At 32.5% G+C, this 22,458-nt stretch carries 19 protein-coding genes; 5 read left to right on the top strand and 14 right to left on the bottom strand.

The features are described from left to right. Positions 1-95: 95 nt before the first annotated feature. The 7 genes from DFR85_RS28590 to DFR85_RS28560 all read right to left on the bottom strand — a co-directional run bounded on the left by DFR85_RS28590 (position 96) and on the right by DFR85_RS28560 (position 9,332). Complete coding sequence (locus DFR85_RS28590) at positions 96-905, bottom strand: mechanosensitive ion channel family protein (RefSeq protein WP_110271215.1); 810 nt, start codon at positions 903-905, stop codon at positions 96-98. Between the two features lie 478 nt (positions 906-1,383). Further along, on the bottom strand, positions 1,384-2,172 hold the full coding sequence (gene cas6, locus DFR85_RS28585; RefSeq protein ID WP_110271214.1) for a CRISPR-associated endoribonuclease Cas6: 789 nt from the start codon (positions 2,170-2,172) through the stop codon (positions 1,384-1,386). Between the two features lie 30 nt (positions 2,173-2,202). Then, complete coding sequence (locus DFR85_RS28580) at positions 2,203-3,174, bottom strand: ABC transporter ATP-binding protein (RefSeq protein ID WP_110271213.1); 972 nt, start codon at positions 3,172-3,174, stop codon at positions 2,203-2,205. Then, on the bottom strand, positions 3,171-3,971 hold the full coding sequence (locus DFR85_RS28575; RefSeq protein WP_110271212.1) for a carbohydrate ABC transporter permease: 801 nt from the start codon (positions 3,969-3,971) through the stop codon (positions 3,171-3,173). The genes DFR85_RS28580 and DFR85_RS28575 overlap by 4 nt, the downstream gene beginning before the upstream one ends. Next, the gene (locus tag DFR85_RS28570; protein ID WP_110271909.1) at positions 3,968-4,786 is read right to left on the bottom strand and encodes a carbohydrate ABC transporter permease; all 819 of its coding nucleotides are present in this window, start codon (positions 4,784-4,786) and stop codon (positions 3,968-3,970) included. The genes DFR85_RS28575 and DFR85_RS28570 overlap by 4 nt, the downstream gene beginning before the upstream one ends. A gap of 5 nt (positions 4,787-4,791) precedes the next feature. After that, positions 4,792-6,138, bottom strand: coding sequence for an ABC transporter substrate-binding protein (locus DFR85_RS28565; RefSeq protein WP_110271211.1), 1,347 nt, complete (start codon positions 6,136-6,138; stop codon positions 4,792-4,794). 500 nt (positions 6,139-6,638) lie between these two features. Then, complete coding sequence (locus DFR85_RS28560; RefSeq protein WP_432417912.1) at positions 6,639-9,332, bottom strand: glycoside hydrolase family 57 protein; 2,694 nt, start codon at positions 9,330-9,332, stop codon at positions 6,639-6,641. Between the two features lie 101 nt (positions 9,333-9,433). Between DFR85_RS28560 and DFR85_RS31985 the strand changes: the two genes are divergently transcribed. After that, a complete protein-coding gene (locus tag DFR85_RS31985; protein WP_246252898.1) occupies positions 9,434-11,278 on the top strand; it encodes a glycoside hydrolase family 15 protein in 1,845 nt (614 codons plus the stop codon). Here the strand turns inward: DFR85_RS31985 and DFR85_RS28550 are convergent. Then, a complete protein-coding gene (locus DFR85_RS28550; RefSeq protein WP_110271210.1) occupies positions 11,270-12,328 on the bottom strand; it encodes an ABC transporter ATP-binding protein in 1,059 nt (352 codons plus the stop codon). The genes DFR85_RS31985 and DFR85_RS28550 overlap by 9 nt on opposite strands. Positions 12,329-12,428: 100 nt before the next feature. Here DFR85_RS28550 and DFR85_RS28545 point away from each other — a divergent pair, with 100 nt between their 5' ends. Then, positions 12,429-12,779: a hypothetical protein gene (locus DFR85_RS28545; protein WP_162582811.1), complete on the top strand. Its 351-nt coding sequence runs from the start codon at positions 12,429-12,431 to the stop codon at positions 12,777-12,779. 171 nt (positions 12,780-12,950) lie between these two features. Here the strand turns inward: DFR85_RS28545 and DFR85_RS28540 are convergent, their stop codons facing one another. Continuing rightward, on the bottom strand, positions 12,951-13,874 hold the full coding sequence (locus DFR85_RS28540; RefSeq protein ID WP_110271208.1) for an IS5-like element ISC1290 family transposase: 924 nt from the start codon (positions 13,872-13,874) through the stop codon (positions 12,951-12,953). A gap of 147 nt (positions 13,875-14,021) precedes the next feature. Here DFR85_RS28540 and DFR85_RS28535 point away from each other — a divergent pair, with 147 nt between their 5' ends. From DFR85_RS28535 to DFR85_RS28525, 3 genes are read left to right on the top strand one after another with little or no spacing between them, the layout of a single operon-like run. Continuing rightward, positions 14,022-15,179 carry an extracellular solute-binding protein gene (locus tag DFR85_RS28535; protein ID WP_246252897.1) on the top strand — a complete coding sequence of 386 codons (1,158 nt, stop codon included), beginning with the start codon at positions 14,022-14,024 and terminating at the stop codon, positions 15,177-15,179. 8 nt (positions 15,180-15,187) lie between these two features. Then, positions 15,188-16,063 carry a carbohydrate ABC transporter permease gene (locus tag DFR85_RS28530; protein ID WP_110271906.1) on the top strand — a complete coding sequence of 292 codons (876 nt, stop codon included), beginning with the start codon at positions 15,188-15,190 and terminating at the stop codon, positions 16,061-16,063. Then, positions 16,060-16,923, top strand: a complete 864-nt coding sequence (locus tag DFR85_RS28525; RefSeq protein ID WP_110271206.1) for a sugar ABC transporter permease — start codon at positions 16,060-16,062, stop codon at positions 16,921-16,923. The genes DFR85_RS28530 and DFR85_RS28525 overlap by 4 nt, the downstream gene beginning before the upstream one ends. A 2-nt stretch (positions 16,924-16,925) precedes the next feature. Here DFR85_RS28525 and DFR85_RS28520 read toward each other — a convergent pair whose 3' ends face one another. The 5 genes from DFR85_RS28520 to DFR85_RS28500 form a co-directional block, all read right to left on the bottom strand. Next, entirely contained in the window at positions 16,926-17,771 is an 846-nt protein-coding gene (locus DFR85_RS28520) for an SMP-30/gluconolactonase/LRE family protein (RefSeq protein ID WP_110271205.1), read from the bottom strand. A gap of 84 nt (positions 17,772-17,855) precedes the next feature. Beyond that, positions 17,856-18,842 carry a mannonate dehydratase gene (locus DFR85_RS28515; RefSeq protein ID WP_110271204.1) on the bottom strand — a complete coding sequence of 329 codons (987 nt, stop codon included), beginning with the start codon at positions 18,840-18,842 and terminating at the stop codon, positions 17,856-17,858. Between the two features lie 62 nt (positions 18,843-18,904). Next, positions 18,905-20,059: a galactonate dehydratase gene (gene dgoD, locus DFR85_RS28510; RefSeq protein ID WP_162582809.1), complete on the bottom strand. Its 1,155-nt coding sequence runs from the start codon at positions 20,057-20,059 to the stop codon at positions 18,905-18,907. Between the two features lie 5 nt (positions 20,060-20,064). Then, complete coding sequence (locus DFR85_RS28505) at positions 20,065-21,501, bottom strand: aldehyde dehydrogenase family protein (protein ID WP_110271202.1); 1,437 nt, start codon at positions 21,499-21,501, stop codon at positions 20,065-20,067. A gap of 57 nt (positions 21,502-21,558) precedes the next feature. Then, on the bottom strand, positions 21,559-22,308 hold the full coding sequence (locus DFR85_RS28500; RefSeq protein WP_110271201.1) for an SDR family NAD(P)-dependent oxidoreductase: 750 nt from the start codon (positions 22,306-22,308) through the stop codon (positions 21,559-21,561). Positions 22,309-22,458 lie beyond the last annotated feature (150 nt).

Here is a 22,458-nt window from a genome sequence, read left to right as displayed (position 1 = left end):
AAAACTTTATAAAAGAAGGGACGAAATAAATCTAATAACATATACAAAATATCTCTTCATAATTAAAATTAATTAAAAAATAACTTAAACTAAATTTATTGAACTATTTTCTTTGCTAGGGCATATACTAATGGAATTACTATTATTGCAAAGGCTATTGCTAGTCCCCATGCGAACGTCTGAATTATAGCTGTAACATTACCAAATGGCTGAATGATTACTCCTACTGCTATTAAGATAAACACTGCATAGAGAATTAATCTAGCATATCCTAGTACACTAGAAGTTTCTGGATGAGATTTTGAAATGTCATCTATAGCTTTTCCTGTTATTGTAAAACTAAAAAGCAGAATTATTGAACCTATAATAATATCATAGAATAGATAAGAACTAACAGTGGGTATCCAATAAAATATTGCTAAATTAGCAGCTATTGTTATTATAACTGCATACAAACCAAACCTCAGTACCATTAGGATAGTATTTACGAAAGAATCTTGCTGACCCATTTGTCTACCTACAAAATCTAGAAAGATATTTACTAACGATACACCTAATGTTAGTAGTAATATGGCACCTGCTAGATCAGGTAAATATCTAACTATATAGCTAATATAAATATTAGCTGTTCCCAGATTAAGTAGAGAGAAGGCTATAGCTAATGCTATTAGTATTATAAGTATCTTTACTGTACCAGATATTAAGCCCGTACTTATTTTTAGTCCAGGGTAAGACGCTGATAAGTTATTAAGTACTCTACTTATTATGTCAGAAACTATTATCGCTACCACATATCCAATTAAAACTGTTATTACAAATAGTATTATAGATGGTATAGCATTTATAAATTCGTTTTCTAAGTTAGTTAATGCCGCAGATATAGAGAATGTTTCTATAGGTATCATTTTTGTTCTAAGTTAGATATAAGGAACCTATATAAAATATTTTCTGTATACAACCTTAAATATGTATATCATGACTTAGATGAAACGTATTACAAAATATCTTCTTTGACAAAATAAGAAAAGTATATTATGAAAAATAATCTACTTTAAACGCTTATCCGTGTTGGAGAGAATTAGACAATAATGAATTCATTATTAATAAAGAATAGAGATCTTTCATAATCTTACTTGAATATTATTTATAGTAAATTTAGAAAACAATGTTTAAAATTATTAATTTAATTCAGACTAACAATTCGTCTTTATATAATTTTTATTAATATTTATACATAATAATAAAAAACTAAGTTATTTACTTTTATTAAATATATAATTAATTTTATTGATGATATTTTAGAAATAAATTAAGTGTTTCCTAATTCTTTGTATACTAGCTATTGTTTGGTTATGTAATTACGTTTTGCTTTCTTCTATAAGCTTAATTTTGATTCTTAGGGAATGCTCTTATTTCTCCAAAACCTATTGCCCTAGATTTCCCTACACCAAAATAATTACCATAGGCTAGGAGCCTCCTTATATTTTCTCTAAGTTTAGAATTTCTTCTAGCATCTAAAGCGAATTTAACCCAGCCTGTGAATCCTCTTACTTTGCCTTTATCGTATGGAACAGTAATAGGCATTAAATTATAGGATACTTCCCTAAAATAATAAAGGGATTTTAACCCACTAATACCTGAAATCTTGATATTAGAGAAATTATTCCAATGAGTAGCTAAAGAGGAAAGAATAAAAGGTGAGTAAGGAAAAAGAACATAACGATTCCTCTTCCTTTTAAATGAAGGCCTTGGAGGCTGTAACAACGTTGGCGTTAAAAACTGTATATAATAAGAATCTGAGTCCTCTAAAATAATATCTTGTTGATTTATAATTTCAACGTTCTTAAGTTCAATCTCTGCTTCTGTAGAGTAAGTTTTAAATCTTAAAGAAGGGGTATTGACTACTTCATTAAATAATTCTTCAGAAACAGAAGTTAAAGTAAATGAATAATTTTTATCTGGAATTAGCTTAAGAAATTTTTTACCAGTAGAGAATAGAGGTTTGGAATCTTTTATAGCAGTAACTCTAAAGGGTTTTATCCCAGGTGAGTCAGTGTTCTTTACATAATATTGCGAAACGTTAGATATCGCAATTCTTGAAATTTTAGAACTGAAAGGCTGTATTATAACTTCATTTTTAACTCTCAGTGTAAAGTTGAAATTATAAATCATAATTTTCTTTCCGACATATAATAAAAAACTTTATTCCTTGTCAATGAGAAAACCATCCTTAAATCTTCTGAATTTTATCACACTAAACGTAACCTCGTCTCCAACGTCATACATTTCCTTTGATTCTATAATTACCTTATTATCGTCTACCTTACAGAAGAGGTAAATCATTTCTCCTAAGACTTCCACAGATTCTACTATACCCTTTAGTTCACCACCTAGTTTTGTCCAACCTGGCCTAAATCCTATTTCTATACCTTCTATACCAACTACTTTTCCTGGTAGAAAATTCATCGGAAAATCTCCTATAAACTCTCCAACCCATTTTGTCCTAGGATATTCGTAAAGTTCCATTGGCACACCTACTTGTTCGAATTTTCCATTATGAAGAACTGCTACTCTATCTGCTAAGCTCATGGCTTCCTTTTGATCATGAGTAACGTAAATGAATGTTCCGTTAAGTTCCTTCTGAATTCTTTTTAATTCTCCTCTAGCTACAAACCTAACTCTAGCATCTAAATTTGATAAGGGTTCGTCAAGAAGATAAAAAGAAGGTTCTCTAATTATTGCTCTGGCAATTGCTACTCTTTGTTGTTGACCTCCGCTTATCTTAGTAACGTTCATTTTCAATATATCTGAAATTCCCAATAGCTTAGCTACTCTTTCTACTTTCTTCTCTATTTCTTCTCTTTTCATTCTCTTCATTTTTAATGGAAACGCTATATTATCATAAACAGTCATGTTTGGGTACAAAGCATAATTTTGAAATACCATGGCAACGTTTCTTTTTTCGGGCGGTAAATTAGTAATATCCTTTCCATCAACTATTATTTTACCTTTATCTAATTTTTCTATTCCTGCAATAACTTTAAGTAACGTACTTTTACCAGCACCGCTAGGTCCTAAGATTACAAAAAATTCTCCAGTTTCTATAGTTTCTGTTACCCCGTCTAATATTACCTTATTTCCATATCTTTTTGTTAAGTCTTGAAATTGAATCATGCTTTTACACCTCCTGCTAAATATTCACCTTTTAGATATTTTTGTAAGAAAAGTGTGAGAATAATTACAGGAATTGTGAATACAAGAGAAAACGCTACTGCTGCCAATTCGTTTCCTCTTGTTATATTTACGTAAATTTCTACTGGTAAAGTAGGGTGTATTGGAGAAATTATTATTGCGTACGTAAATTCATCCCAAGAAAACATCCATGAAATAAGGAATGCGGCTATTATTCCAGGTAATGCAGTAGGTATTAATACGTTCTTAAAATAGGATAAAGTAGAAGCTCCATCTATTCTAGCTTGATATTCAATCTCTCTTGGAACAGCAGAAAAAGTACCTTGCATTATAAATGTAGCTAAGGGTAATGTTATTAGCTCTTGAACTAAAGCTAATCCAGGAATCGAATCAAATAGATGGAGTCTTATGAATTCCGCACTAATAGGTATAGCAACTACTATTCCAGGAACCATATTGGTTACTAGAAGTAAAACCAATAATGGATAAGCTATCTTCCCTGGTAATCTACTTAATCCATATCCCGCTGGAATACCTATTACTAATCCTAATATTCCTACTAAAGTAGCTACTGAAAGACTCTTGATAAAGGGATGTATAAAATCATATTGAGTAAATGCATATACCAAATTATTCAGCGTAAACGACTTAAAGGTAAGTGGTGGATAAAGAGATTCTATAGTATATTTTGCAGGACTAAAGGCTATCATTACTAGAATATAAAGTGGTAAAAGGAAATAAATTGAAAATATAATTACTGCAATATATGAAAGTTTCATCTCTTACCACCTAGTTTTATATTTAATATTATCAAAACTGAAATAAAGGCTAAGAGAATTACTGCAGCTGCTGAAGATAAGTAAATTGTTGTAGTTGAATATAAATCATAAGCTAATGTGGTGAGAAGTGCAGGGTGATATCCTATTAAGACTAAGGGCAGTGCAAATATGTTAAATTCGCTAACCCCCCTTATTATTAAGGCTATAGCTATAAATTTCTTTAAGTTAGGCAAAGTAACATGAACAAATCTTCTTATAGGCCCTGCACCGTCTAGCGATGCAGCGTAATAAAGATCTTTTGGTATTGACATCATTCCAGACAATAATATTAGTGTAACTATAGGAGTATTTTTCCAACTATCTGATATCATTACTACTAAAAGAGAAATGTAAGTATTAGAATACCAATTAATAGTTGGTAAATGTAATAAATGTAAGAAGGAATTAGCATAGCCTCCCGTAGTTTGAAAGATAAAAGAGAAAGTAATTGCGGCGACAATGGTAGCAACTCCCATTGGTATTATAGTCAAAGTAGAAAATGCCTTCTTACCCTTAAACTCCCTAGTTAGAAGAGAGGCTATACCTAAACCTAAAAATAGTTGTATCAATAAAGCACCTACGGTAACTATTATTGTATTTAAAATAGTTCCATAAATGTTAAAATAAAATAATTCTTTATAATTATTAAGTGTAAATTGACCTGCATTATTTAAGAAACTTAAATAAATAGCATCAAATGAAGGGTAAAAAGCGAAAACTCCAACATAAATAATAGCTGGAAGGGTAAAAAATAGATATCTTAGATTTTGATTCAAATTATTCACCCATAGAGTGGCTGGAACATTCCTTCTTCGTATTCGTTAGCCACCGTAGAGTTGTACGTTGTCTTTAAGTACGTATACATCTCCGCATTAGCACCGCTTAATATTGATGGAATTTCGGAAACTGGAGCATGATTTACTACTATTTGATCAAATACTTTATCAGCTATAGTATTCCAATAGCTAATCCACGGTACAGGTTCTCTAAAGAACGCGTTCTGGAACGCTTCTTCTTCAGCTTTAAACAATGCTGAAATGTTAGATGGTAAATTCTGATAAGCTTTGGCGTTAACTGCAGGTTCTCCTAATATTGTTATTATATCCCTCTGGACTTGAGTTGATAATAGGAACCTTACAAACAGTAATAAGTCATGTAAATGAGTAGCACCCTTTGGTATAGCTAACACGTCACCACCAACTAAATGATCACTATTTACTGGACCTGCAGGACCAGGATAGAATCCTATATTTGTTACGTTTATTCCCTCAGATTGCATTGTAGTGTATATGTATGGCCATTGATAATCTAGAATATAATATTCACCATCTGCCAAACCCTTATAGCTACCCCAATATCCGTGAACATATTGCGGATTCATATAAGCTGAAAGCTCATCTAGGTATGTAAATGCCCTTATATCTCCAGAATCATTGAAAACGAATGGATTTCCTCCTGCTTGTACCATCCACTGGTATAATTCAGTTGAAGTACTAGCACCACCATGTCCTTGGAACATAACTGGTTTAACTCCAGTTTTCTGGTATATTATTTTAGCATCCTGCATTAGTTGAGTCCAATTTTGTGGCAAAGGTAAATGAAGCTCACTAAATACTGTTTTATTATACCATACTAATGGAATATTTCCTCTAAATGGAATAAAATATATGCCATGATATACTGATTGTTCATAATGCATTAAATTAACCATTGAAGGAATCATGCTGGAAGGAGCTATAGTAGATTCATAAGGAGTTAAATTCATGAGGTCTCCAGCATATAACAGCTCACCTATAATCATGTTATCTTCAGCTATTACTGTAGGTCCAACGTCATTTCCTTTTTCTAACGATTCTATTGTATCCACCATACTAGGAGCGCTCTCTACAGTTAAATGAACAGTAATATTAGGATAGAGCGCTTCGAATTTTGGAATTATATAATCATCAAATACTTTAGCTTCTGAAGGAGCAAGATCATCGTAATAATTTATCGTTACTTTAGTAACTGTTGGGTGATGAGGTGTTGTCATATAATATCCTATCCCGCCTGCTACTGCTATTACTAAGATAACTACTATCGCTATCAAAGCAGTCTTACCTAAGGCTTTTCTTAATTTCTTACTCATTTTAAAAACCCGTATTACTATACGCTTAAATTGTATAAAAAATTAATTCCTGTATTATCAGTTTTATACATGTTTAATTAAATTTAATCTTTATTATATTTATAATATCATCATTACTTTCTATAAATCATAGTGTTAAATTTTTGATATTAAATCATTATTATAATCTAAAAATAGAGTATATATAGTATTTTTCAATATAGTTAATATATACACTTAAAATATAATATAAAATATCTTATTAAAAATTATTTTAAAACAAATAACTCTTATACTGACTGATTTCTTAAAAACTAATAGTACGGTATTAATAATGTCCAAGTATAGTACTATAAACTTCTTTAAATACCGCTATTTCATAAAAATAAAGAGTTTTATTATAGTACTTAGACATACTTAGAATAGTGACAAATAAAGATTTTGACAATTTAAACAGAACTACATATTACGTAAATACGCATAAATAGTTTATATGAATATAAAATAGAACTAAAAAAAAATTATCTTAACTTTCTATATATAAAGAATATAATGATTGATAGTACAATTATTCCTAATATAGTCCCGATATATATTGTCGAATCTATATTTTGAGAAGATTGCTCACTGTAATTAAATTCCTTAAGCATAAAGCCATATTGAGTTAGATGAATAACGCCAGCACCTATTTCGTTATAATTAACCGGTGCAAATAAGTACACTAAAAATTCGTTATTACCATTATCATCTATGGCTATTTTAATTATGTTAATTCCATGATGGAGTATTATTTTATCGCTTGCATTAAATGTCCCATTATTAACTACTACAATTAAATTAAGATCGTACGGTAATTTATTTTCTATCTTTAGTTTAGTATATTTATGTGATGATTGTATTGAAACTAAAGTAATATTGTTCATTAAACTTTTTATAGTATTTATAATTGTATTACTATATACAATGGCCTGAGCTTTAAACCATGAAGGACCGTTTGCCGGCGGCCCAGTTTGCCATGTCCAGTCGCTCCCTTCTGCAACATAAAGATAATTCCATAGACTGTCAACCAAATTAGTTGAGTTAGGTGTAGTACGTGGAGATGTCCATACAATAGGAGATATTTGATCTCCTAATGCAATTGTTAAACTAACTAAATATTCCCTAGCTTCTGAAACATTTTTCCAGATTAATTGTTTTCCATAATACCCATTGTTCCAATAGTCTAAATTAAGATCCCACGAATTTTCAGGTAAATTAGTTATTATAGAGTAATTATGTGATGATATAGCTTGAGATGCTGTTTGAGTTATTAACCATGAGCCTTCATATTGTGAAATAGCGCTATATATAGCATTTAAATCGTAAGGACCAGTAACAGGATTAAATATAAGTGGATTTTCCCCATCTAAAGCTACTACAACTATTCCTCCAGGATTACTCATGTAAATAGTAGCTAATTGATGAATTAATTGTTCTTCAGTCAAATATGGAGACTGACTAAAGAATTGAAATCCAAATTCGTTTGATAGAGTAGTATTTCTAAATAATACGAAGATACTGTCACCTAATGAGTCTTCAACTTTAAATGGCTGATCAGGATTTAAAGAACCATTAACTAACGTAACATATGGTAAGAATGCCTGCTGATCTAAAATAGTAAAATTAATTCCTGACTCGTTATAAAGGTGAATCAAACCCATATTAAACGCCATTTCTGGTGTCCATATTCCTGAAGAGTTTATACCGAAAACGTACCTAGTAAAATTCTTCCCCATTAATATTTGTGCTAGCATATCGCTTTCCCATCCATTATCGTATTCTATTGCCATTAATGGATGATAAAACGGGACTGTTAATACTTCTATCTTACCTTCTTGAGTTAATTTTTTATATAAATTTAGAGTGAAATTTATTGCTTTTATATCATAAGTTATATTGCCTGGAAATATTCCTGAATAGTTGAATTGTTTTTCGTGAAGTAATGTTTCCCATTGATATAATAAAACAGGTGTAAAATCTATTGTAACACTTAAATTATATTTGTTTATAAGTAAAGCTTGAAGTTCATAAGAACCTACCATACTTCCATTCCACATAAAATCTTGTCCAGTATGCAATGGAACCCAAGGCTGTTCCCATGTTCCATTAGGTTCTATATATAATGGTTGATGCATATTCCAGACTATTACCAGACTTATAGGCTTCTTATTAGTAGTATTGACTATGTATAATGGAGGCATGGGATTTGCAAATAATACCGTTCCATTGTCTATGCCTAGAATTTCAGGATAATATATACCCTGAGGTAAACTTTGGCTTATCGAAATATATTTGGTATTAATACCAGGATTTAAATAACTTTCAAAAGAGTAATTTCCATTATTTAGTGTTATTATTAAATCTATAGACTGAGAACTAGAATAGCCATTATATATAGAAATATTTATACCTAAAACTTGTCCAGTCACGAAAACAAACTTAGTATAATTAATTCCAATAATTTTTACAGGAGAATATATATCTTCTATAGCAAAATTTTTACCATAATTGTTATACCATAAATTAGTAGTAAGATCATGATATACCCATTGTATCCATTGCCTGGGCTTAAAAGGACCTATCAATGTACTATAATTTCCCCATAACGGATTATATGTCATTACTACGTCTGTTATGTTACTCCATGGTAGGCCAGCTTGAGGTCCACTGGCCAATCCATAATGTACATCAAACAAATCTGGAGCTCTTCCTATTGCAGTTATTAATATACTACCATTAGGCAAGACTATAGCATAGGTTTGGCCTATATCTGTAGGATTAATTTGTAGGTTCCAATTCCAGAAGGGATGATCTTCATAGTTTATCCATGTTCCAGTAGAATTATCATAAAATACCCATGATATCCATGTATTATTAGTAAAAGGACCTATAGTTGCTGAAAAATTATTACCATTCCATATCATTTCTTTATTGAATACTTGTATCCAAGACTCTTGAGGACCATTTTCTATACCGTAATGCAAAGTTACACTTTCATTGCTAGGAATTCCAGATATATATATAGTTGTATATCCTTGCGATGTAACAGTAAAATTTACGTTTATTTCTGTTTTGCTATAGAACTGTTGTACAAGGAAAATCTCAGAAAATATTACAAAAACGAAAATAATAGCTAATAATTTTTTTATCATTACAAATCTACCTTGCTGTACCATTTATAAATTTTAACTATATAGACTAATATTACATTATATTAACAGAGTTAACAAAATAAGTACACGAAATGTTTTTAACAAATTTCTAGTTACATAAAAATATGAAGCTTTTACCTTTTCTTTTCATACTACTGTTTTTATTATCTACAATACCTATTTTTCTTGGAGAAAATTACGATAGAAATCTTGCTTATTCACCGACTTACTTATTACTCAATAACTGGATAAATGAATCAATATTAATATCTACTGGAATACAAGATCCGTTCTTACCAGTAAGCTATCAGAATCTTTCAGTCCAAGATATTTATGCTGGGCATTATGGTATAATTCCAGTAAAGATTTATGTAGAGAGTAATGGAAATTCCATTTCTTCTGAACTTACGTTAAATAACACAATAGTTGTTAAACAAAGTTATGGATCTACTGAGTTTATCTTTCCTCCGTACTGTCAACAATTCGCAATCTTTCAGAATGGTAAAAGTGAATTAAAATTTTTAGTAACTACAAATGAAACATCTTATTCAATAAAAGATCATATGCTAATAATTAATACAGTTCCTATACTAAAAATATATTTAAACAATGCTATCTTCGCTGTTATTAGAAATGGTACATTATTAGATATTTACATAAAATCAAACGAAAGTTACGGCACATTAAATGTGGTTATAGGAAATTATTCCATAGAAAATTTCACAACATTACAGAAAATTAATTATATTCATATTTCAAAATGGCTAAACTCTTCAAAAATTCCTCATATTAAGGGTATCTTCTTAAAAGAATACTTCACGTCTTTACTCATTGTAAAAGATGATCAAAATCCGTTCACTGGAGAATTTGCAGCTTCTCCTTCTCCAATTTATCTTTATTCATGGGTTAGAGATGGCTCGTTTGCTGCAATTAGTTTACAAGATTCAGGTCATATTAATTCTGCGATAAAATTCTGGAAGTGGATGAGTAATTCTCAAATTCAGAATGGCACGTGGTATACAAGATATAATTTCTGGAATGGAAAACCTGATAAGACTTTTGGTATCCCAGAATATGATAGTTTAGGGTTATTTCAAATAGGAATATGGAATTTGTATCAAGAAACTCATAACAAATCTATGATAGAACAATTCATTTCATCAATAAATAGATCAGTAACCTGGGAATCGTACTATATTTTGAAGAATGGGCTAATTCCTAAGGATTTAAGCGTATGGGAAGATAATTATCAATATAACTTTTGGACACAAGCTATGGATGCTTTAGGTCTTAAGGATACCGCATTACTTTATTCTGCATTAAATCTGAATAATTCTCTAGAATTAAAATTAGAAAATATTCTGAATGAAACTATACAAAAATATTTTTACACTAATGATGGATATGCCGAGTACGTTACCCCTACTGTTGAGTTCGCTAACGGTAAGTCTCAACTAGTTTACACTCCAATGACTCTCGCAGACTCTTCTTCTCTTCTACCTATAGACTTTGGTTTAGTTCCTTTAAATTCACAAAGGGCCATAAAAACAGTTAATTACACTATAACTCAACTTACTAGAAATGGTGGACTAGCGAGATTTACTGGAGATACATATCATTATTCCAATACGCTTTATGACAGTTCTGGTCCTATGCCTCCATGGATAATAACTACACTATTTTTAGCGTTATACTATGAGAAAACTGGGCAGTATTCTAAAGCTTTAAACTTAATGAATTGGTCAATAATTCACTCTCAACATCTTCTATTGCCAGAAGCAGTAGATCCTACTTATGGAAATCCTTTACCTACTACTTCACCTTTAACATGGTCTTCTGCAATGTATATTATTGTAGCGATAAATTACAAAGAAATACAAAAGGAGTCAATAAATATACCACTTCTGATTATAATAACTATTATAGTGATCTTAGCATATTATTTAATAAAAAGAAAGTTTTTACGCTAATCTTTTCCCACTTTTAGCGTCAAAGAAGTAGACAGTGTCTGGACTTATGCTTATGTCTATTGTTTCTCCTATATTCCTCTTTGTTAGAGACCTTTCAACTACTTTTATTAGTGTGCTACCTACTTGCAGATGAAGTATTGTATATATTCCTATATTTTCTATAGTGACCAATTTTCCTTTTATATTTCCACCTATATCTATATCTTCTGGCCTAACGCCCATAACTACTTCCTTAGGCAAGGATTTACACTGATTTTCTGATAGATCTATTTTGTAATTCTCAAACTCAAAGGAGCAACCGTTTATTACTCCTTTTATTAAATTCATAGAAGGGTTGCCCATAAAGGAAGCTACCCATGCAGAAGGAGGATTTTTATAGAGTACTAAGGGATCGTCAAAAGCTTGTATTACACCTTCGTGCAATAAAGCTACTTTGTCTGCTAAGACCATAGCTTCACTTTGATCATGAGTAACGTAAATTACAGTTATTCCTAACTCATTGTGAAGATTCTTTAACTCAGCTCTAGCTATGGCTCTTACTTGAGTATCTAAATTTGCTAAAGGCTCATCCATTAGTAGAATATTGGATCCCTTAACTAATGCTCTTGCAATAGCTACTCTTTGCCTTTGACCACCAGAGAGTTGATGAGGTTTTCTATCCAATAAGTCTTCTATTCTTAGCATCTGAGCTACTTCAACGACTTTTTTCTTTATTTCTTCCTTACTTTCATGTTTTATTTTTAATGGAAATGCTATATTATCATAAACTGACATAAAAGGGTAGATGGCATAATTTTGAAATACCATAGCGACGTTTCTGTCTTTTGGAGGTATTCCGTTTACGAGTTTATCGTTTATATAAATATCTCCTTTATCTTGAGTTTCTAATCCTGCTATTATCCTTAAAATTGTAGTTTTTCCCTCACCACTTGGAGCTAAAACTGCAACAAACTGACCTTTTGATACATTTAAATTCACACCCTTAAGAACAGTAACTACTCCAGTCTTTACTTTAAAGCTTTTATAAATGTCATTAAGTCTAACAGACAATAACCTTTCACTTGTTTTAAGTTAATATACTAGTTTAAGTATTTTTTGCATGTATATATCTTTAGAAGTACTTATATATTACTATCATTCTCAATTATAATTGAGACTCATGAATTCGAAAAATAAACATAATAGACGGGAAAAAGCGTTATCTACAACTCAGCTTGCTATTATAGTAGTTGTAATTGCTATAGTTGTAATAGCTGCAGTAGCAGGAATAATGATGACTACCCACAAACCAACTCCTACTCCCGTTTCCACAACCTCCACTCATACTCCAGTAACTATAACAGTATGGGATACTTACGATGTTCCTGAAAATCAAGGTTTTAATAAATCTTTAGTTGCTTTTGAGAGTGCATATCCTTGGATTCACGTAGATGTAACATATGGAGTTTCAATATCAACATCTAACTTCGAGAGAGTGTCCCAAGCGCAAATAATTGAATAAATATAGTATGATAGAAAAACAATTTTATAATTAATTAAGAATAAAATATAATTATATCTTTCAGTATAACGAGAGATTAAGCTTATATTGTAATGGAAAATAATCAAGTATAGAGAAAAACAGAATTTCCAACATAGTCCACACTACCTTGATCAACTCTCGCGGTACAAGTTAGTGGGCGAGTTGACTCTCCGGAACACGCGATAACACAGAAGTGTAGATGTAGGAGTTGTAAATCAACGCGATAACGTAGACAAAGAACTCGACCATACCCTTTTCAGTAGCGTAAGGCCTCCAATACCTCCTCAAGAAGATCCCAAAGAACTCCACATACCTCCTGAAACTAGAGAAACCTATCAACCAGGTCGAGGACTTCCCCACGAAGCCCCTATCCACTACCTTATAACCGCTGCGAGAGAAGCCAACCTTATTGTCCGGAAAATTGGCCAGTTCCACTTGAATCTCGTGAACTATCATTGTAGGCGACATGAGGTTGAAGACCTTGAAGCCGAAGTAACTCCTGTTCCTCTTCTTTGTAAACTCTCCCTTGAACCTCCTCCTCACTTTGCACTTAATGTAAAAGAAGAGCGTGTTAGCCGCCTCCCTGTACTTCCTCTGCCTTAGGTCTAGCTCAAACTTCTTCTTCAATGTTTCCTTGTTCCTCTTTCCGAAGGGTACCTCGATTAGGAAGGAATCCACGATCCACAGCTTTCCAACCTTTCCGTATAACGCACTGCTAGGTAAGTAGTCAGCAAGTCTACTCATCTTCCCCTCCAACTCCTTGGCGTACTCCTTGAACAGAGTCTTTACCTCTCCCCTAAATTTCTTTGCCCTCCTATGGATCTCCGACTTAGACTTGTACTCGCCTAGGAACCACCTTACCACCACGTCTGACTCGTAGTAGCTTCGCACGTCCCTGTAGGAGCACGTCCACACAATCATCACTATTAACGCTCTCAATATGAAGAGGTCAGAGAGACGCGACAGCACTTCAGACGTGATCAGCATGTAGTTCATTTTCACAAGTGTTTTATGCCTTGCTGATAAATGTTCATAGGGGACCGGGCCGTTGTAGTATTCTATCCAAGGCTTCATGTGAATCGGTACTACATCTTCCCGGTTCCCTTTAAGTATTACGCGACTTTTTGCTTCAAGCGAAAATTCAAAATTTCTCAGTAATTCACAATATCTTTTGAATTATTATCTATAAACCTTTACATAGATTTATTCAATTATTTGCACTTGGGACACTCTCTCGAGACTGACGCAAAAGCTGGAAAAGCTCCTATAGTTTATAGGGATACAAGTAATGATGCTGGAAGCTTATTTGCGGCTGGCTTAATCCTTAATTTATCAGCATATTTAAACCAAAGTGTATTTAATCAGTATGCTCCTATATCAATCAAAAATTTCGAACTACATGGCTCAGTATATGGTTTACCAGATACAGTAAACTACATATTAATGTTCTACAATAAACAATATGTACCTTATCCTCCTAATACTACTCAACAGCTAATACAAATAGCTACAAACGTAAATAAGACCTATCATATATGGGGAATAGCATATGGTATGACTTCTGAATATGGATATAGATTTGCGGCATGGTTCGCTGGATTTGGAGGACACATATTTAATTCTCAAGGAATGCCACAAATGAACTCTTCGGCGATGGTTGAAGCTTTAGAATTCTGGTATAATTTAACGTACAATCTCCATATAAACGCTCCAGATGTTACTCCAAGCATAGAACAACAATTATTCACTCATAATGAAGCTGCAATAATATTTGACGGACCATGGGATCTAGGAATCTATGTCCCAGCACTAGGAGCTAATTTAGGTGCAGCACCATTACCTATAGTTAGTCAAACTGGTCTTCATGCAGCGCCTTTCGTAGGATCTACTGGTTGGGTAATCTCATCACCACAAGCAAGTGGGGCAACTCCACAACAAATACAAGCGGCGTTATTATTTATACAATTTATGACTAGCTATCAAGCAGAAATGAATTTATGGACTTATGCTCATGATATACCAGCTAACATGAAAGCATATAATACCGTAATAACTGAATTAAATAATGATAATCTAACGCCTACATATCTTAACGGAATAATGAAAGGAGTATTAGAACAAGCACAATACGGTCAAAAATTCCCCAATATCCCACAGATGAACTTCTACTGGGATGGATTTTATGACTATGCCACTGAATATTATGCTAACGAGATCACTGCCACAGTAGCATCACAGAAAATGGAAAATTACATGTTATCTCAAATGCAACAGGCAGGAATAACTCCAGATTTACTATTACCAATTAACTTAAATTTATTACAATCTTATGAATTATTATCAAATCTCTTTAATTTAGGTATTCTAGGCTTATGGTGAAATATAAAATGAATGAACATAAGTTAAGTAATTATTTTTATATCCTTCCTATCGTAGCATTAATTTTATTTCTATTTATGTATCCTGTAGCTTATGCAATTTATATTTCATTTACAAATTTTAGTTTATATCATTTCTTTAAGTATAGTCTTGTAGGATTTCAAAATTACGTTCTAGTATTAACTAGCCATACATTTCTTCATATTCTTGGTAATACTGCATTATGGACTGTTGGAAGCCTAGTGCCAATGATGGCATTGGGATATTTAATGGCACTTGTTCTAAATCAGAAGGATATAAGAGGAAAAAGGTTATTCTTTACGCTCATGCTTTTTCCCTGGGCTTTCCCAGCATACATTTCTCTCTTAGTTTGGCTAGGAATGTGGAATTATGAGTATGGAGTAGTAAACAAAATAATTGGACTTATACATTTAGCTCCTATTAATTGGTTAACTTATCCTGATACTGCATGGATTGCCCTAATTTTAACAAACGTTTGGTTATCTTTCCCATACTATACTGCAATATTCCTTTCTAGTTTGCAAAGTATACCTACTGAACTTTATGAGGCTGCAGAAGTAGATGGAGCATCAATGTGGCAAAAGTTTGGCAGAATAACTCTTCCTATGATGAAAACCTCAATATCTTTTGTTGGAATAAGTGGATTTATTTTCACATGGAATAATTTTTACCCAATTTACCTGCTAACCGGTGGAGGACCTGGAGAAAGTACTAATATATTGATAGTTTACGCATATCAAGAAGCGTTTGCCTACAATTTATACGATATAGCCGCAGCATATTCTACAATTTCAACTATAATTCTTGCAATAATGGCCATAATAATGTTAAAAATTACCCACGTATTAGAGGTGGTATCATGATAAGGCAAAAAGTGAACCCAAAATATTTAATTTTAAAACTAATTAGATTGGCAATATCTTACGCACTTCTAATCATTGTAGCTGCTTTTGCAGTATTCCCTATATATTATATTATAATAACTTCTTTAAGTCCGATACCTACGTTAGCCTCAGTTAGCTTAAAATCGCTCATACCTACTACTGTTACTTTAGAAGCTTATAATGGAATCCTATTCCATGAACCATTCTTATTATGGCTAAGAAATAGTCTTATATTAGCTTCTGGAACTGTGGCAATCTCTGTAATAGTGGCATTCGTGTCAGGCTTAGGATTATCTAGGTTAAATATATCAATGAAGAAAGTTCTAATAATTACAATATACGTTATGACATTCTTTCCATTTACAGTTACTGTTATACCGTTATATTTAATGTTCTCAACTTTACATTTAGTTAATACGTATTATGGATTAATTATAGCATATTCTGGAGGAAATTCTGTGTTTGGAGCATATCTTGTGAAAATATTTCTAGATAATATACCAAGAGACTACGAAGAAGCCGCAATGATAGACGGATTAAGTAGATTTGGCGCATTTACTAGGATTTTATTACCCATGAGTAAGCCAATAATAGCCTTTGTGTCACTTCTAAGTTTTATGGGAGCTTATACGGATTATGCGTTAGCTAACGTATTTATAAGCTCTGGAAATATGTGGACATTAACTTTAGGTATGTATTATCTTGCAATAACAAATAGATCAACGCTTTACAACGTATTTGCAGCATTTTCAGTGCTAATGGGTATTCCCATATTCATTATATTCATAGTATTTCAGAAATATCTGACAAAAGTATATTCATTAAGTGGAACAAAATAATTTCAATATTTTTTAAATCTATAAGAGGGAATTCCCTTAACTCCTACATGCGTAGTAAATACCTTACCGCTTAAAGGTTCATCTTCTTTACTTGCCGTAGTTATAAATAATCTATCCATCTCATATGTTCCGAACGTAACTGAAGTAACATAAGTTACTGGAAGCTTTATTTCAAAAACTTTTTCTCCACGCGGTGACCATCTACTGATTTTCCCTCCTCCCCAATGAGCTATCCATAAGTATCCTTCTTCATCTACTGTCATTCCGTCTGGGTTACCTGGTTCTCCATTAAAGTCTATTAGAATTCTTTTATTATATATTTCTCCTTTATTCAGATCAAAATCAAAAGCATAAACTTTCCTTACCGGACTATCTATTAAATACATTATATCGTTTTCTGGATCCCATCCCAAACCATTAGACACTGTCAATCCATCTAAAACCTTGACTATATCATGATCTAATTTGTACAAATTCCCAGTAGGGCCGGATTTCTTCATATTCATAGTTCCCGCCCAATATCTTCCTAGAGGGTCACATTTACCATCATTAAACCTATTTTCTTGATAATTAGATTCAACTTCTCCTACTTTAGTGATATTTTTTGTTTTAAAATCTATAATATAAAATCCATGTCTTATTGTAGCAATAACTTCGTTCTCGTTAACAATGCATAACGACGAAACTAAATCTGGTGTATCAAAAGCGTTCTCTGAATAATTATCTAGATCTTTCATTAAGATTTTTTTACCTTCTATATCTACCCAAAAAAGCCTGTCTAGTTCTATATCGTAAATAGGTCCTTCTGCAAGATTTGCTTTATATATACTTAATGTATCTACATTCATAATGTTCGTTATTTGTTAGAGTTTTAAAAATTTTCCTAAATAAAAAGCTTATTTAAGATATACACAAAGGTATACATAATTCTTTCAACCATGTTTTAACGATTCATATAGTCCCCTTATATAACCTATACTATATATTCTCCCTAAATACGAATAGCCAGCAAGGAACTCAGTATCGTTTTCAAGGGTAGGAGTATGGTCCACTCTCATTATGCCTTTAAAATCAATGTCAATATATGCTTTCATTACTTCTACTAGGTCTGTCTTTCCTTTTCCTATTAAGGTTTCAATAAAATCATATTTATTTCCTTTAACGTCTCTGAAATGTACAAAGAATATTCTCTTATTAAAATGTCTTATGGCACTAGGTAAATCGTCAGTCATTAAAGTGAAGTTTCCTTGACAGAACGTTATTCCTACATTCTCACTTTTTACTAGATTTAAATATTTATCATAGTTTTCTATACTATTCATTATTCTTGCTACTCCCCTATATTCTTCTATTGGAGGATCGTCTGGGTGCATTGCTATTTTTATATCATATTTTTCTATAATAGGTACCACGTATTCTAGAAAATCCTTCAAATTATTCCATAACTTCTCAGCCGAAATCTTACCGAATTTAGGCGGAGGAGCATTTTCGACGTCTTTAATATTAAAACCAGAGACTAACTCTCCATTTTCTCCTCTGATGTGGGTATGAGTTCTGCTCCAACCAAATCCAGCCATCCAACTATAGCTCCATATTTTGATTCCAAGTTTTCCCATATTCTCTAGCATATGAGAAACATATTCTAACTGTTCCTCTTTGAGCTTTTGAATTCCGTACCTTATTCCATCCATTGGCGGATTATCTTCAATAGCAACTAATTCTAATCCGTTATCTTCAAGCATATTTTTGTATTTCATTAAAGATCCATAATCCCAAGGATTTTCCTCTAACTCTTGTCTCCAATCCTTGTAACTTCTTGGCAATACTCCAACCGCCTTATTTACGCCTATTTGCTTTAATATATTCCAAAATGGAGAAGGCCTATTTTCTAGGATAATTTCTGCAAAATTAAGTTCCATAAGAGATATTTTGGCTTAAAACTTTAAACTTTATTAGTTAAAATTCAAATAAATTATATTTATTATGTACTTCTGTCTTTGACGTCTCCATAATATTTGTAATCCTTGCTAAAATATTCTAGATGAAGCTTTTTATATGGATATCTTTCTAGAGCTTCTTCATTAACTTCTATTCCTAAACCTGGTTTATTTGATGGATATATATAGGAGTTTTTCACATTAAAGTATTCTTTTAATATAGATCTTCTTACAGTGTCTGCATCAACCCAGAATTCCATTATCAGAGAATTGTTCATATTAAGCATTAGGTTTAATGTAGCGGCTGTAGCTATTGGACCATTAGGATTATGAGGTGCTACAGATGTATAATAAGTTTCAGCCATTGAGCCCACTTCCCTTAGAGCCCATATACCTCCTACGTGACACACATCAGGCTGAATTATATCTGCAGCTCTTTCCTCGAGAAATTCTCTGTACCTATACTTATTAACTATCCTTTCCCCGCTGGCTATAGTAACTGGAGATCTTTCTTTTACATATTTCAGTGCCCTTATGTCCTCTTCTGGTACCGGTTCTTCTAGCCAAAATGGTTCGTATTTAGATATCTCATTAGCAACTTTAACAGCAGAAGCCGTGTTAAACCTACCATGCGCATCGAGCATTATATCTACAGAATATCCTACGGAGTCTCTAATGGCTTTTAATCTACTCTTTGCCTTTTCTAAATCTTCCCCAGTTATTTGAGGACCTGCAGAACCAAAAGGATCAAATTTTACTGCGTTAAAACCGTTATCTATAACTTTTCTAACCGCGTTAGCAAATTCTTCTGGAGTCCTATCTCCAGATATGAAACCATTAGCGTAAACTCTAACAGAATCCTTAGCCTTTCCTCCTAATAAATCATAAACTGGTTTATTAACACTCTTACCTAAAATGTCCCACAAAGCTTGTTCTATTGCACTTATTGCTGTCATTAATATTTCTCCTCCTCTCCAAAAGAAATGCCTATAAAGGAAATTGTAAATTTCCTGAACATTTACTTCTTTACCTATAAGAAATGGCTTGAAATCATATACTGCAGATTCTACAGTTTTCTCAAAATCTCCCATTGTGCCTTCTCCATATCCCGTTATTCCTTCGTCAGTATCTATCTTAACTATTACAAAATTTCTCCATACAGCATTTACTAAATAGACTTTAACGTCTTTTATTTTCATAATTATCACCTCGAATAAACCATTAGCTTTGTCTCAGTCATTTCCATCATAGTATTAATAACGCTCTCTCTTCCTATTCCGCTTTTTAACATACCTCCAAAAGGTAAATTATCCCATCTAAGTCTCGTAGTATCGTTTATGATGATTGTTCCAGCCCTCAATTTAGAAGCAATTTCATATGCTCTCGAGAAATTGGAAGAGAATATTGAAGCATCAAGACCATATTGCGTCGAGTTAGCAATGTTTATTGCTTCATCATCACTTTTTACAGGAACTATTGGAAGGATAGGACCAAAAACTTCCTCTCTTAATATTCTTGATCTACTTGTAGGTTGTAACTTTACAACAACTGGTGGAAAATAGTAACCTTTCTCTGGAACCTTACCTTCAAAAATTTTCTCTCCACCCTCCTTTATTGCATCATTCAAAAACTCTCTCATTCTCATGACTGCTTGCTCAGATATTAATGGAGGTATATCAACGCTTTCATCCATAGGATCTCCTGCCTTATATTTCTGTAGCTCTGATCTTAATTTATCGCTAAAATCTTTCTCAATTTCTTGCCTAACTATTACTCTTTTTGTAGCATTACAGAACTGTCCAGCAAAGTCAAACCTACCCACTAATGCGGCTTTAACTGCCTTATCAATATCAGCATCTTCAAGAACTATCATAGCATCACTCCCTCCTAATTCCATTATGACTCTCTTACCGTTCTTTACTGCCTTACTTGCCAAATCTAATCCCACATTAACAGATCCTGTAAAAGTAATGAGTGAAACTTTATCATTAGAAATAAATTCCTCCCCTATCATTTCAGAACTTCCAGTAATTACATTTACACTTCCTACAGGAAACTTTTTGGAAACTATTTCTGCAAGTTTTATCTGAGTTAATGGAGTAAGAGAGGAAGGCTTAAATACTACAGTATTGCCTACAGCCAGTGCAGGAGCTACCTTATGTGCAAAACTAGCAGCAGGGAAATTGAAAGGAGTTATAGCCCCAACCACGCCTATTGGCTCTCTCTTAATGAAAGCAATTCTTTTTTCATTTCCTGCCGGAAAATCATAAAGATCCAATGGAACAAATTCTCCTTCTAAAGCTCTTCTCAACTCTGAGGAAGCCAACTCAAATATTTGTGCCGTTCTTTCTATTTCTGCTCTAGAACTTTTTATAGGCCTACCAGTTTCTTTAGTCATAGTTACAGCTAAGTCGTTAGCATTTTCTCTAATGATTGACGCAGTCTCCATTAATGCCTTTGATCTCTTTGCAGGAGTAATTGAATTAAGTTTTGAAAAACTATCAAAAGCTATATCTATTGCTTTCCTTACTTCATCTCTCGATAATGAAGGAACGTAATCTATAATTTCTCCGTTTGCAGGATTTCTAACAGCTATCTTTTCATTAGAATCAACTCTTTCATTTCCTATAATAGTAAGCATGTATACAATTATGTATTCACAAATAATAAAACTTTACAGTTGATGATAACTTCAAAATTATACTGCGCCTGAAGAGATTTCTTCAGGATCTGGCTTTCTACTTATTATCCTTCCTCCGTCTATGAATATCTCGCTTCCAGTTATAAATGTATTATAATCTGAAACTAAAAACGCTAGCAAATTAGCAACTTCTTGTGGTCTACCCATTCTTCCAAGAAGTGTTGCTGCATTTTTATCTAAATTTTCTGGAACTTCGTCTCCTTTAGTATATATCGGCCCAGGTACTACAGTAATCACTTGAATTCCGTATTTACCTAAATCTACTGCAAGGCTTCTTGTCATCGATATAAGACCTCCTTTAACTGTAACATAAGGTAAAGATTCAGGTAATGGATAATGAGCTTGTATTGCAGCAACGTTTATTATTTTACCTTTAACGCCATTTTTTATCATGATTTCAGATGCCATTTTCGAAAGTAACATGGGTGCTGTAAGTTCTAAAGCTATCATTTTATCCCATTCCTCTAACGTAACGTTCAATATTGAGTACCTAGAATTTACCGAAGCGTTGTTTATTAGGCAATCGACTTTTCCTATTTCCTTTTTATACCATTCTATAAAGGATAGAAGCTGATCTCTTGAAGTTAGATCTACTTTAACAAAATGGATACTTTTGCTTTCCTCTATATTCCTTCCTAAAGCTACTACTTTTGCACCTAATTCAGAAAATAACTTTGCAGTAGTTAATCCTATTCCATGTGTACCTCCTGTAATTAAACATGTCTTACCTTTAAGAGATATTTCCATGTCTATCGGAGAATAAAGAAGTTGAGGAATATTAAATATTTTTATTGCAATGTATACGCAACAAAATACTACATGTTCCCAAAATCATAAAGGAATTCTTACAAATAATATCTAATATTCATTTAATCAGCATATTAACTATAAAGATTT

This window comes from Acidianus brierleyi, from assembly GCF_003201835.2.
GTDB classification, from domain to species: Archaea; Thermoproteota; Thermoprotei_A; order Sulfolobales; family Sulfolobaceae; genus Aramenus; species Aramenus brierleyi.
Note: the sequence above shows the minus strand (reverse complement) of the source record. Positions and strands in the feature narration are given on the sequence as shown.